Annotated in this window: 10 protein-coding genes; 4 read left to right on the top strand and 6 right to left on the bottom strand. The window is 72.1% G+C overall.

Annotated elements, in window-relative coordinates:
• Positions 1 to 280: 280 nt before the first annotated feature.
• Entirely contained in the window at positions 281 to 1,279 is a 999-nt protein-coding gene (locus IW249_RS33590; RefSeq protein ID WP_196924448.1) for a TerC family protein, read from the top strand.
• A 227-nt stretch (positions 1,280 to 1,506) separates the two neighbouring features.
• Here IW249_RS33590 and IW249_RS33585 read toward each other — a convergent pair whose 3' ends face one another.
• The gene (locus tag IW249_RS33585) at positions 1,507 to 2,430 is read right to left on the bottom strand and encodes a C40 family peptidase (protein ID WP_196924447.1); all 924 of its coding nucleotides are present in this window, start codon (positions 2,428 to 2,430) and stop codon (positions 1,507 to 1,509) included.
• Positions 2,431 to 2,488: 58 nt separating this feature from the next.
• Positions 2,489 to 3,586: a mandelate racemase/muconate lactonizing enzyme family protein gene (locus tag IW249_RS33580; protein WP_196924446.1), complete on the bottom strand. Its 1,098-nt coding sequence runs from the start codon at positions 3,584 to 3,586 to the stop codon at positions 2,489 to 2,491.
• 44 nt (positions 3,587 to 3,630) lie between these two features.
• On the opposite strand from IW249_RS33580, the gene IW249_RS33575 reads away from it, so the two are divergent.
• Complete coding sequence (locus tag IW249_RS33575) at positions 3,631 to 4,428, top strand: tyrosine-protein phosphatase (RefSeq protein WP_196924445.1); 798 nt, start codon at positions 3,631 to 3,633, stop codon at positions 4,426 to 4,428.
• Here IW249_RS33575 and IW249_RS33570 read toward each other — a convergent pair.
• From IW249_RS33570 to typA, 3 genes are all read right to left on the bottom strand, one after another.
• Positions 4,397 to 5,098 carry a lysoplasmalogenase gene (locus IW249_RS33570; protein ID WP_196924444.1) on the bottom strand — a complete coding sequence of 234 codons (702 nt, stop codon included), beginning with the start codon at positions 5,096 to 5,098 and terminating at the stop codon, positions 4,397 to 4,399. The two genes, IW249_RS33575 and IW249_RS33570, sit on opposite strands and share 32 nt — an antisense overlap.
• Before the next feature lie 75 nt (positions 5,099 to 5,173).
• Complete coding sequence (locus IW249_RS33565; protein WP_196924443.1) at positions 5,174 to 6,025, bottom strand: serine hydrolase; 852 nt, start codon at positions 6,023 to 6,025, stop codon at positions 5,174 to 5,176.
• Positions 6,026 to 6,139: 114 nt separating this feature from the next.
• Positions 6,140 to 8,008, bottom strand: coding sequence for a translational GTPase TypA (gene typA / locus IW249_RS33560; protein WP_196924442.1), 1,869 nt, complete (start codon positions 8,006 to 8,008; stop codon positions 6,140 to 6,142).
• Between the two features lie 133 nt (positions 8,009 to 8,141).
• Between typA and IW249_RS33555 the strand changes: the two genes are divergently transcribed.
• Both IW249_RS33555 and IW249_RS33550 read left to right on the top strand, forming a co-directional pair.
• Positions 8,142 to 9,560 (top strand): DedA family protein, encoded by a 1,419-nt coding sequence (locus IW249_RS33555; RefSeq protein WP_196924441.1) that lies wholly within the window; start codon positions 8,142 to 8,144, stop codon positions 9,558 to 9,560.
• 34 nt (positions 9,561 to 9,594) lie between these two features.
• Positions 9,595 to 10,470, top strand: coding sequence for a lytic transglycosylase domain-containing protein (locus IW249_RS33550; protein WP_196924440.1), 876 nt, complete (start codon positions 9,595 to 9,597; stop codon positions 10,468 to 10,470).
• 45 nt (positions 10,471 to 10,515) lie between these two features.
• On the opposite strand, the gene IW249_RS33545 is transcribed toward IW249_RS33550, so the two are convergent.
• The gene (locus IW249_RS33545; protein WP_196924439.1) at positions 10,516 to 12,642 is read right to left on the bottom strand and encodes an MMPL family transporter; all 2,127 of its coding nucleotides are present in this window, start codon (positions 12,640 to 12,642) and stop codon (positions 10,516 to 10,518) included.
• Positions 12,643 to 12,669 lie beyond the last annotated feature (27 nt).

Here is a 12,669-nt window from a genome sequence, read left to right as displayed (position 1 = left end):
CGCAGGTGGTCAGCGCCACCCGGTGCCCGGGGTGCGATCACGGGGCGTGGTGGGCAACAATGGTCACCGAGGAGGGGAGTATTCCCCCGCAACGGAGTCGTCAGCACGGTCGATCGCCGGAACCACGGTGACCCGACCCGGCCCCGTAGGTCGCCGCCCCACTTCGGGGCGACGGCGGAAGAGACCTCCGACAGTCACCAGAGTGAGCGACAGCGGCACGCCGGCTCCCGCAGGGGCGTACGGTGTGCCCGACGCCGCGTGTCTGCCGGAGGAATGAACGTTGGACGTGTCCGGATTGGTGTGGGCGGGGACGCTTGTCGCACTGACTGCGGTCCTGCTCGTCGACCTGTTGATCATTGGTCGGCGCCCGCACGAGCCGAGTGTGCGGGAGTCGAGCCTCTGGGTCGCCTTCTACGTCGGTCTCGCCCTGCTCTTCGGCGCGGGTGTCTGGCTGACCTCCGGGGCCAGCGCGGCCGGCCAGTTCTACACCGGCTGGCTCACCGAGTACAGCCTCTCGGTGGACAACCTCTTCGTCTTCGTGATCATCATGGCCCGCTTCGGGGTGCCTCGGCAGTACCAGCAGAAGGTGCTGCTCGTCGGCATCGTGCTGGCGCTGGTGATGCGTGGCGGGTTCATCGCCGCCGGTGCGGCGCTGATCACGCAGTTCTCCTGGGTCTTCTACATCTTCGGCGCGTTCCTGATCTACACTGCGGTGAACCTGGCCCGGCAGGGTGAGCCGGACGAGGACGAGTTCTCCGAGAACGTGCTGATCCGGTGGAGCCGCAAGGCGCTGCCGATCTCGAAGGACTACGACGGCGCGAAGCTCACCACCCACGTGGCCGGCAAGCGGCTGTTCACCCCGATGCTGATCGTGATGATCGCGATCGGCACCACTGACCTGATCTTCGCGCTGGACTCGATCCCGGCGATCTTCGGCATCACCCAGGAGCCGTACCTGGTCTTCACCGCGAACGTCTTCGCGCTGATGGGCCTCCGGCAGCTCTACTTCCTGCTCGGTGGCCTGCTCGACCGGCTGATCTACCTGAGCTACGGCCTGGCCGTCGTGCTCGGCTTCATCGGGGTCAAGCTGGTGCTGGAGGCGCTGGCCGACAACCAGCTGCCGTTCATCAACGGTGGCGAGCACGTCGGCTGGGCGCCGCACATCCCGATCTGGTTGTCGCTGCTGGTCATCATCGGCACCCTGGGCATCGCCACCGCCGCCAGCCTGATCAAGTCCTCCCGGGACCGGCGTCGCGAGTTGGCCGACGCCCGACGCTGACCGGTCACCGGCCGGGTGCGGACACGCGCCCGGCCGGTGAAGGGCGGCTTCCGAAACGCGCCCTAGGGCCTGTTTCATAAGAACTGGCCGGCCTGCGGCGGGCCCGGACGACGACCGGCGGCGTTGCGGTTTCGTCCGGATACGACACCGGTATCCGGACGAAACCGCGCCTTGCCGGATCGCCGCCCGGACTCCGCCTCGGCTCGACCGCCCTTATGAAACAGGCCCTAGACCCGGTGCGCGCCGACCAGCGTGGCGGTCCGGTCGGCCGGCAGTTCCTCTTCGATGACCCGCCGCCGCCGGTAGCAGGCGTGCAGCATCCGGCGCTGACCGCCGTCGCCCGGCGTGGCGGTGACGATGCCGATGTGGTGGATCTTGCGGCCGGGTCGGGCGAAGAAATAGAGGTCGCCGGGGCGTTCCGCGCCCAACGGCAGTGGGGTCGTGGCGACGGCCTGGTCGTCGGCGTCGCGGGGCAGCAGTACCCCGAACCGCCGCCAGGCCAGATGCACCAGCCCCGAGCAGTCGATGCCGTGCGCGGAGAGCCCGCCCCAGATGTAGACCACGTCCAGCAGTCGCTGTGCCACAGCGAGCGCCTGCTTGGCGGGCGGCGTCGCTGCCGCCGCTGGGACCAGGTGCCCGTCCGGCAGCCAGAGCGGCGTGGCCCGGCCGGGGACGTGCACCGGCCGCCAGCCGTCCTGCGCGGGGCCGGCCGGGACGAGGCGGGTGCCGACGACGACGCCGGGCAACTCCACCGGCCCGTTCGGGGCGGCGTGCAGCCCGGTGACAGTGGCATCGACCACCAGCGGGTGATCGGTGCCGGTGTGGGCCGGGTCGGGGACGGCCAGCTGCCCGGCGGGCAGCCAGCCCGGGTAGCCGCGCGGGTCAAGCTTGGCGGCTGGTTGTTCGACGGCGACGACCCGGGCCCAGCCGTCCGGGCGGAGCTCGCTGACGAGGACCCGTTCGCCGAGCAGGAGTTGGCTCAGCACGCAGTCACCGACCTGCTGGTCGGTGTCCAGTCCGGAGACCCAGGTCGGGATGTCGACACCGGCGGTCAGCGCTGGGCAGTCGACCGGGCGGACCGCCTCGGGGGAGGTCCACAGCGTCGCCACGGCGACCCGGACGACGGCCTCACGGCCCGGTTGCAGCTCCACGTCAACCCCCAGATCGTGTCGGCTGTCCAGGGAACCCTATGAAAGAAACCGACAGTCATCAACCACGAGCCTGCACTTTTGCTTCAGCGAGGCCGGAGATGCCCAGGCCAGGGGCATCCGGCAACACCACTGTCGCCCCGTCGTAGCGTATGCCGCCCTGCACCGGTGACCAGGCCAGCCACCAGGCGGCGTCCAGGTCGGCGACCGCCGTCGTGCCGTACGCGGCGACCAGACTCGCCGCCGCCCCGATGCCGACCTGGCTCTCCATCATCGAGCCGACCACAGTGCCGAGCCCGTGGGCGGTGGCCAGGTCGAGGAGGGTGCGGGCCGGATGCAGTCCACCGCACTTGGCCAGCTTCACGTTGACCAGGTCGGCGGCCCGGCGACGGATCACCTCCACCAGGTCACGAACCCCGAAGACCGCCTCGTCGGCGAGAATCGGCACTGACACCCGGTCGCTGACCCAGGCCAGCCCGTCCAGGTCCCAGCGGGCCACCGGCTGCTCGACCAGCTCCACGTCCAGCCCGGCGTCCTCGATGCCGCGGATCACCCGCACCGCCTCCCGGGGCGTCCAGCCCTGATTGGCGTCCAGCCGGATCCGGATGCCCGGGCCGACGGCCGCCCGTACCGCCCGCACCCGGTCCAGGTCACTCGCCGCGTCGGTGCCGACCTTCAACTTGAGCACGCCGAAGCCGTCGGCCTGCCGCTGCCGCGCCGCGGCCGCCAGGTCCACCGCGTCGCCCGCCGCCAGCGTCACGTCCGTCGGGACCCGCAGCGTGGTGCCCCCGAGCAACCGCACCAGGGGTACGCCCAGCCGCCGCGCGGCGAGGTCGTGCAGGGCGACGTCCACCGCCGCCTTCGCTGCCTCGTTGCCGACCACCGCGCGCTGCACCTCGCCGCAACGGGTCACCAGGTCGTCCGGGTCACGGCCGATCAGCTGCGGGCCGAGCAACTCGCTGACACACGCCTGTGCGCCGGCGACCGACGCGCCGGTGACCTGCCAGACCTGGGGGGCCTCGCCGAAGCCGGATCGGCCGTCGCTGTCGACGAGTTCGACGACAATGGTGTCCACTGTGGTGGTACGGCGCAGTGCGGTGACGAACGGGGTGTGTAAGGGGGCGGAAACCCGGTGGGTGCGTACCGCCGAGATCGTCATGTCAGGCACCCTATACGGAGGTCCACCGCGGGAGGGGAGACCGGATGACCGGGCAGAGCTGGGAACTGGTGGGTGCACCGAACGCACGTGACCTGGGTGGGCTCGTCGGCGCGGACGGGCGGCGGGTCCGCGTCGGCCAGTTGATCCGCACGCCGGCGCTGGGCCGGCTGACCGACGACGACCTACCGGTGCTGGCGAAGCTGGGGCCGGCGTGCGTGGTCGACCTGCGCGACGGCACCGAGATCGCGGTCGCCCCGGAGGACCGGTTCGCCGGTGAGCCACGGGTGGTGCGCCTGCCGGTGCACGACCCGGAGCACCCGGTCTTCACGTACGTCTCGGCGGTGCTGCTCGGTCACGACCTGGACGCGTACGCGGAGCTGGCCCGGCAGGGCACGGCGGGGGCGATGGCGGCGATCTACCGCTGGTTCGTGACCGGTGAGTCGGCGCGGGTCGGTTTCGCCGAGGCGGTGCGGCTGGCGGCCCAGCCGGAGAACCTGCCGCTGGTCTACCACTGCTCGGCTGGCAAGGACCGCACCGGTTGGCTCACCGTCATCCTGTTGACGGCGCTCGGGGTGGACGAGGCGGCGATCCGCGCCGACTACCTGCGCAACAACGAGCTGACCGAGAGCCTGCGGGCGGTGATCGTCGAGGCGATGCGACGGCGGAATCCCGAGCTGGACGTCGACGCGGTGCTGCCGGTGCTGGAGGTTCGCGCCGAGTACCTCGACGCCGGCTACGCCGAGGTGCGTCGGGTGCACGGCTCGTTCGACGCGTACCTGCGCGACGGGTTGGGGCTCACCGACTCGGACCTCAGCGCGCTGCGGGTGCAACTGCTGGAGTGACCGGCGCGCCCGGTGGTGTGTCGACGCGGGTGGCCCAACCGGTGACGATCAGCGCCTGACCGGCGGCGTAGGTCGCCATGACCAGCACCGGCGCGCCGGGTGGCTGGGCGACCTCGGCCACCCCGGCGGCGATCAGCAGGTCGGAGCCGAGGAAGAGCGCGGCGCCGAGACCGATCCGCCAGCCCTGGGTGGTGGCGGTGGTGGCCATGGCGGCCAGTGCGATCGCGTAGCCGGCCACCGGTACGGCCAGCCCGACGTCGGTCAGCCCCGCCCACATCCAGGTCAGGGCGACGACGGTCAGCACCGCGTACCCCAGGGGGACGGCGACCAGCGGCGTGCGGCGCAGCGCGGTCGCGGCGCCGTGTCGGGTGAAGGCCGCGAGGTAGCAGAGGTGCGTGCCGAGGAAGCAGGCCATGCCGGCGAGGAACCAGTAGGTGCCGTCGATCATCAGGGCGACGTCGCCGCCGGTGGCGAAGGCCAGCGCGGCGAGCAGCAGCCGGTCCGGTCGGGCCGCGCGTTCGGCGCTGACCCGCCAGAGGTACGCCGCCAGCAGCGGCATCAGCAGCGGCTTGGTGAGCAGGAAGGCCAGGCCGACGCCGGTGGCGTTGGCCAGCAGGTTCGCGGCCGTCACGACGAGGAAGGCGATCAGCACGGTGCGACTGCGGGGCATCGGCGGCTCCGGGGTGGGGGTGCGAGCAGCGTAGCCGCAGTCGGCGGCGTTGGCCTCGCCGCCGAGGCTGTCGGGTCAGAGTTGGTGGCGGGCGGCCCAGACCTGCGCCGAGATGTGCGCGAGCAGCAGGCAGGCGTCGTCCTCCACCTGGTCGTCGCCCCCGGCCAGGTCGGTGGTGGTGCAGACGGCGATCAGGTACGGCGGGGCGTCGTCGGGCAGCACCACGCCGGCACCGTGACGGACGCCGCGTACCCACCCGTTCTTGTGCGCGATGCGGGTGCCCTCGGGCAGGCCGGCGGCGAGGTCCTCGCGGTGTTCCTGGGCGAGCAGGACGTCCAGCATGGTGGTGCAGGCCGCCGGTGAGGCGAGTGGGCCGGGGGTGTCGGCCCCGGTGGCCAGGGCGCCGAGCAGGGCGGCGAGGTCGGCGGCGGTGACCGTGTTGGTGATGCCGGCCTCGCGGGCGGCGAAGTCCTCGATGCCGCGGCCGGTGACGCTGGTGCGGGCGCCGGCGAGCGCCCAGACCTCGGCGACCGCGGGCAGCCCGACGTGGCTGAGGACGAGGTTGGTGGCGAGGTTGCTGGAGCGCACGATCATCCGGTCGGCCAGCCAGCGCAGCGTCGCGGTGCCGCCGATGCGGTCCCAGACCGCGTCGTCGTTGTCATAGGGCTGCGCGCACGTGAAGCGGGGCACGCCGGACTGGGCGGAGTCGAAGTCGTTGACGACCGGAACAGGGGCGTCCAGGTCCAGGGTGCCGGCCTCGGCGGCGCGGTGCAGCGCGGCGAGCACCGCCACCTTCATGGTGCTCGCGGCGTAGTGGGCGGCGTCCGCGTGCCGGGTCCAGGTCGGCGGCGCGTCGAGCCGCCCCACGTACGCGGAGACGGTGCCGGGCACCCGGTCCAGGTGGGCGTCGAGATCATCCCAGGTCATGACGGTGACCGTAGCGGATCACCTGTGGACGGGCCCGGGTGCCCGTCGGGGGGAAAGCGAACGGGCGCGCCGGCCGCAAGCGGCCGACGCGCCCGGTGTTCGGGTGCTGGTGGGTCAGCCGGCGTGCTTGCGGCGGGCGGCGGCCCGGCCCCGCAGCTGCTGGTCGAGCACCACCTTGCGGATGCGCACCGCGGTCGGGGTGACCTCGACGCACTCGTCCTCGCGGCAGAACTCCAGGGCCTGCTCCAGCGAGAGCTTGCGCGGCGGGATCAGCTTCTCCGTCTCGTCGGAGGTCGACGCCCGCATGTTGGTGAGCTTCTTCTCCTTGGTGATGTTGACGTCCATGTCGTCGGAGCGGGAGTTCTCCCCGACGATCATGCCCTCGTACACCTCGGTGGTGGGGTCGACGAAGAGCTGGCCGCGCTCCTGGAGGTTGATCATCGCGAAGGCGGTGACCGCGCCGGCCCGGTCGGCGACCAGCGAACCATTGTTGCGGGTACGCAGCTCGCCGAACCACGGCTCGTACGACTCGAAGACGTGGTGCAGGATGCCGGTGCCCCGGGTGTCGGTGAGGAACTCGGTGCGGAAGCCGATCAGGCCGCGCGCCGGCACCAGCCACTCCATCCGGATCCAGCCGGTGCCGTGGTTGACCAGCTGCTCCATGCGGCCCTTGCGGGTGGCGAGGAGCTGGGTGATCGCGCCCAGGTACTCCTCCGGGGCGTCGATGGTCAGCCGCTCGACCGGCTCGCAGGTCTTGCCGTCGATCTCCTTGGTGACCACCTGCGGCTTGCCGACGGTCAGCTCGTAGCTCTCCCGGCGCATCTGCTCGACCAGGATGGCCAGCGCCAGCTCGCCGCGGCCCTGCACCTCCCAGGCGTCCGGCCGCTCGGTGGGCAGGACCCGCAGCGACACGTTACCGATCAGCTCCTTGTCGAGCCGGTCCTTGACCATCCGCGCGGTGACCTTGGAGCCCTTGACCCGGCCGACCAGCGGCGAGGTGTTGGTGCCGATGGTCATCGAGATGGCCGGCTCGTCGACGGTGATGAGCGGCAGCGCGACCGGGTTCTCAACGTCGGCCAGGGTCTCACCGATCATGATCTCCGGGATGCCGGCGACGGCGATGATGTCACCCGGGCCGGCGGTCTCGGCCGGCTTGCGCTCCAGGCCCTCGGTCATCAGCATCTCGGAGATGCGGACCCGCTGGGTGCTGCCGTCGGTGCGGCACCAGGCCACCGTCTGACCCTTGCTGATGGTGCCCTGGCGGACCCGGCACAGCGCGAGCCGACCGAGGAACGGCGAGGCGTCGAGGTTGGTGACGTGCGCCTGCAACGGCGCGCCGTCCTCGTACGCGGGTGCCGGGATGGTGTCCAGCAGGGTGCGGAACAGCGGCTCCAGGGAGGTGCTGTCGTCGGGCACCGAGCCGTCGGCGGGCTGGGTCAGCGAGGCGATGCCGTCGCGGGCGCAGGCGTAGACGATCGGGAAGTCGATCTGCTCCTCGTCGGCGTCCAGGTCGAGGAAGAGCTCGTAGGTGTCGTCCACGACCTCCTTGATCCGGGCGTCCGGACGGTCCACCTTGTTGATCACCAGGATGATCGGCATCCGGGCCCGCAGCGCCTTGCGCAGCACGAAGCGGGTCTGCGGCAGGGGGCCCTCGCTGGCGTCGACGAGCAGCACCACACCGTCGACCATGGTCAGGCCGCGCTCGACCTCGCCGCCGAAGTCGGCGTGGCCGGGGGTGTCGATGATGTTGATGGTGACCGGGTCGGAGCCGTCCGCCGGCAGGTAGTGCACGCCGGTGTTCTTGGCCAGGATCGTGATGCCCTTTTCCCGCTCCAGGTCCCCGGAGTCCATCACCCGCTCGGTGTTCTCGCCGCGTGCGCCGTACGCGCCGGCCTGCCGCAACATGGCGTCGACCAGGGTGGTCTTGCCGTGGTCGACGTGAGCGATGATGGCGACGTTGCGGAGGTCGGTGCGAAGCTGCATACCCTCTATCCTTCCGCCTGCGCTCGCGCAGGCTGCGTCGGGGTCACCCCCAGGTGCCCCTGATCTATGGTGAAACCGCTGTGCCGGTGGTTCCCCCGGCTGGCATGCTGGCTCCCGTGTCCCGGGGGCCTGAGTGCACGACCTGCTGACCTGGGTGCAGGGTCTGCCCACCCTGTGGATCTACCTGGTCGCCGCGCTGATCGTGGCGGGCGAGACCGCGGTGATCTTCGGCCTGCTCGTGCCGGGTGAGGCTACCCTGCTGCTGGTCGGCTTCCTCACCTACAACGGTACCTTGCGGCTCGGGCCGGCGTTGCTCGCGATGATCGTCGCGGCGGTCCTCGGCGATGGGCTGGCCTTTCGCGCCGGACGGCGGTACGGCTCCCGGCTGCGCGCCGGGCTGGGTCACCGGGTCGGGCCGCAGCGGTGGGCCCGCGCCGACGCCATGCTCGCCCGCCTGGGTGGGCGCGGGGTGTTCGCCGCCCGGTGGGTGGCTTTCGCCCGCACCCTGGTGCCCCGGCTGGCCGGAGCGGCCGGCATGCCGTACCGGCGGTTCGCCCTGTGGAACCTGGCCGGGGTGGTGACCTGGGTGGGCGGCTCGGTGCTGCTCGGTCACCTGGCCGGTGAGTCATACGACACTGTCTCCCGTCTGCTCGGCCGGGCCACCGGGGTGGCGTTCCTGTTGCTGGCCGGCCTGGTCGGTGTGGTGCTCGTCGGCCGGTGGCTGGGTCGTAACCCCGACCCGGTGCGCGCGCTGCTGTCCCGGGCGGGCGCGTTGCCCCCGGTGCGGTGGCTCACCGCCCGCTACGGGGTGCTGTTCTTCCTGGTGGCCATGCGGATCGGCCCGGCGTGGACGCTGCTGCTCAATCTGGCCGCCGGGCTGCTGTTGCTGTTCGCCGCCGGGCTCGCCATCGCCGGTCTGCTCGCGGTGGCGGTGCGCAACAGTGGGCTGGCCGCGTTGGACGGCGCCATCGCGGGGTGGTTCGCTGCCCGACGGACGCCGGACGCCGCCGACGCCGTGCTGGTCGTGGTGTCGGTGGTACGCGGGTCGGTGCTGATCCTGTTGGTGGCGCTGGTGGCGGCGGTGCTGGCGTGGCGCAACCGGCCTTGGCGGGCGGACCTGCTCAGCGTGGTCGGCACGGTGGGCGCGTTCGTGCCGTTGGTGGTGCTGGCAGTGGTGGCCGAGCTGACCGGCCCGAACGGGACCGCCCCGGGCGGCGGTGAGGCGGCCCCACTCTCGACCCAGAACGCCGTGGTCGCGGCGAGCTTCTGCACCCTGGCCTGGCTGGTGTCGCGCAGCGCCCACTGGCCGGTGGCCGTGGCCGCCTGGACCGCCGCCGCTGCGGGGGTGCTCGGTGTCGGCGGCGCGCGGCTCTACCTGGGGTTGGACACGGCGAGCGGGACCGCCGCGGCGGTGCTGCTCGGTGTGCTCTGGACGGTGGTGTTCATGGTCGCGTGGGCGACCCGGGACCGGGCGGTGGGCAATGGTCAGCCCCCGGTGGACCAGGCCCGGCGGCCGTCGCAGGGGCACCGCCGCCCGGTGGAACCTTGTTAGGGTGCGGCGACAGCCACACGGGGGAGGCAACGGCATGGTCCGACGGACCGATCGGCTGGCCGCCGCGGTGCTCGCCGGGCTCCTGCTGGCGAGCGCGCTGGTCGGCTGCGCCGGCAAGGGGGAGAGCCCATCGGGCCTGGCCGCGCCGGTCGCCGTCGCCGACGGGGCGACGGATGCCCCGTCCGACGAGGCCGGCGGGGAGCCGAGCCCGTCGGTGAGCGCCGTGGAGGCGATGGGTTCCGCGCCGAGTCGTAGCGCGACCCCGACCCCGAAGCCGACGAAGAAGCCGACCACTGTGGCGCCGAAACCGCGTGCGGTGGCGAAGCCGCCCACCGAGACCGAGGTTCCTCCGGCGCCACCGAAGCCGGCGCCGAGCTCCTGCAAGCCGACGTACAAGGGCAGCCAGGCGACCCGGGCCGAGGTGAAGGCGGCGCTGACCGACGCGGCCAACCGCACCTACTGGCCGGTCTCGGCGCCGGACATCACGATCCCGCTCACACTGCTCAAGGCCACCGCCTGGCAGGAGAGCGGTTGGCAGTCCAACATCTACGCCTGCGACGGTGGGGTAGGGCTGTTGCAGGTGATGCCGGACACCGCGACCTGGATGAACCAGCGGTTCGAGAAGAGCTACAAGATCGACGCCTACCGGGACAACGCCTACCTCGGGGCCACCTACCTGGCCTGGGCGACGAAGTACATCGGCGACATGTACTTCGAGTCCGACTTCCGTCTCGACCCGGCACTGTGCACCAGCGAGCTGAATTCCTGCCTGCTCAACGCGGTCATCGCCGCGTACAACTTCGGGCACGGCGCGGTGGCGCAGGAGGGGAAGCCACTGGCCATCCCCAACCCGTCGTACGTGCGCAACGTGCGGGCCTTGATGAGCGAGTGCGTCTGCCTGGCGTACTGACCTCGTCGGGGCCGTGCCGGATTGGCCACGGCCCCGACGTGTCGGTCAGTCGTGCGCGGCCACCGGCTCGGGCGAGCGCGGGGTGTCCGGCACCGGGTCGCGGGTGATGCGGCCGGGCCACCAGAAGCGGTCACCGAGCAGGAACGCCAGCGCCGGCACCAGGACCGTGCGGACCAGCAGGGTGTCGAGCAGGACACCGATGCAGACGATGATGCCGATCTGGGTCAGGGTGATCAGCGGCAGCACGCCGAGTACCGCGAAGACCGCGGCGAGCAGCACTCCGGCACTGGTGATCACGCCGCCGGTGACCCGCAGGGCGGAGAGCATGCCGTCGCGGGTTCCGGCGCTGCGGGCGTCCTCCCGGGCCCGGGTGACCAGGAAGATGTTGTAGTCCACCCCGAGCGCCACCAGGAACACGAAGGCGAGCAGCAGCACCCCGCTGTCCAGGGCGGGGAAGCCCAGCACGTGGTCGAAGAGCAGCCAGGCCGCGCCGAGGCTGGCGAAGAACGACGCGATCACGGTGAGCACCAGCAGCAGCGGTGCGAGCAGGCCGCGCAGCAGGAGCACGAGCACACCGCCGACCAGCAGCAGGATGATCGGCAGGATGAGGCGTAGGTCACGGTCGTTGGCCTCGTCGGAGTCGTAGGTGGCGGCCACGGAGCCACCGACGATCGCCCCGGACGGGGCGTCGGCGCCGGCGGCGGCCGGCGGCGCGGAGTCAGGCACGGCGGCGACAGCCGCGCGCAGCGCCTCGATCGCCCGGTCCGAGGCGGTGGTGCCGGGTTCGGCGTCGAGGACCACGTCGACCTGGGCGACGGCCGCGCCGGCGTCGCCGGGGCGCGCCGAGGCGACACCGGGAACCGCGGTGGCGGCGTCGGTGACCGCCCGCACCGCCGCCGGGGTGGTGATCACGGCGACGGGTTGGGTGCTGCCGGCGGGGAAGGCCCGCGCCAGGGTCTGCGCCCCGGTCACCGCCTCGGGCTCGGCCCGGAACTGTTCGGTCTCGGACAGGCCGGTGCGGATGCCCAGCCCACCCAGTGCCAGGCCGCCGAGCAGCACTGTGGCCAGCGTGGCGACCACCACCGGGCGGCGTTGCACTGTGGCGCCGAGTCGACCCCAGAGGCGGCCCTCGCGGACCGGCCCGCCGATGCGGGGTACGAACGGCCAGAACAGGCCGCGACCGAAGAGCACGAGCACGGCGGGGAGCACGAACAGGGCCGAGAGCATGGCGAAGACCACACCGGTGGCGCAGGCCACCGCCAGTGCCCGGTTGGTCTCCTGCTCACTGAGCAGCAGGGTGAGAACGCCGAGTACGACCGTGCTACCGCTGGCCAGGATGGGTTCCGCGGTGCGGCGCAGCGCGGCGCGCATCGCCGCGAACCGGTCCTCCTCGCGGCGCAGCTCCTCCCGGTAGCGGGCGATGAGCAGCAGCGCGTAGTCGGTGGCGGCGCCGAAGACCAGCACGCTGGCGATGCCGGTGACCTGGCCCTGCTGAAGGTTGATGCCGACGGCCGGCACGATGACGTCCACAGCGCGCAGGGTGAGCTGTTCGGTCGCGGCGACCACGACCAGCGGCACGATCCACAGGAACGGGCTGCGGTAGGTGATCAGCAGGAGCAGCGCGACAACGGCGGCGGTCACCGCGAGCAGGGTGATGTCGGCGCCGTCGAACACCGAGGAGAGGTCGGCGGTGAAGGCCGGGGAGCCGGTCACCTCGGCGGTCAGCCCGCCGGGCAGGTTCGCGAGGGCGGTGCGCAGCTGGGTCACCGTGTCGGTGACGGCCTCCTGCCCACCGGCGGTGTCCAGTGGCACGGCGACGAGGGCCACCGCGCCGTCCGGGGAGAACTGGGCGGGGCTGACCTGCCCACCCGCCGCGAAGCGGCGCAGGTCGTCGGCGCGAGCGCCGACGGTGGCCCGGTCGGCCTCGCTCAGCGCACCGCCGTCGCCCCGACTGACCACCACGATGGCCGGCTGCACGTCGCTGGAGGGCAGTTGGTCCTGGAGACGCTGCACCTGGGTCGACTGCCACTGCACGGACAGTCCGGTGGCGGAGACCGGTGCCGGGTTGTCAGGCTGGGGCGTTGCGAAGACGGCCGCGCCCACGACGATCGCGGCGGCCACGGTGAGCCAGGCGGCCAGCCGGCCACGAGCGACTCTGGTGAACACAGACATCAGATGACCCCAAGGTCTTTCGGAAGT

Origin of the sequence: Micromonospora vinacea, assembly GCF_015751785.1 — a bacterium.
Taxonomy (GTDB): Bacteria; Actinomycetota; Actinomycetes; order Mycobacteriales; family Micromonosporaceae; genus Micromonospora; species Micromonospora vinacea.
The sequence above is the reverse complement of the archived record's forward strand: the minus strand, read 5'-3'. Positions and strand labels throughout refer to the sequence as shown.

Bases quoted from the DNA above. Each gene is read 5' to 3' on its own strand.
- IW249_RS33580 (WP_196924446.1), bottom strand. From the start codon at position 3,586: ATGACGATCTCGGCGGTACGCACCCACCGGGTTTCCGCCCCCTTACAC.
- IW249_RS33575 (WP_196924445.1), top strand. From the start codon at position 3,631: ATGACCGGGCAGAGCTGGGAACTGGTGGGTGCACCGAACGCACGTGAC.
- IW249_RS33570 (WP_196924444.1), bottom strand. From the start codon at position 5,098: ATGCCCCGCAGTCGCACCGTGCTGATCGCCTTCCTCGTCGTGACGGCC.
- IW249_RS33565 (WP_196924443.1), bottom strand. From the start codon at position 6,025: ATGACCTGGGATGATCTCGACGCCCACCTGGACCGGGTGCCCGGCACC.
- typA (WP_196924442.1), bottom strand. From the start codon at position 8,008: ATGCAGCTTCGCACCGACCTCCGCAACGTCGCCATCATCGCTCACGTC.
- IW249_RS33550 (WP_196924440.1), top strand. From the start codon at position 9,595: ATGGTCCGACGGACCGATCGGCTGGCCGCCGCGGTGCTCGCCGGGCTC.
- IW249_RS33545 (WP_196924439.1), bottom strand. From the start codon at position 12,642: ATGTCTGTGTTCACCAGAGTCGCTCGTGGCCGGCTGGCCGCCTGGCTC.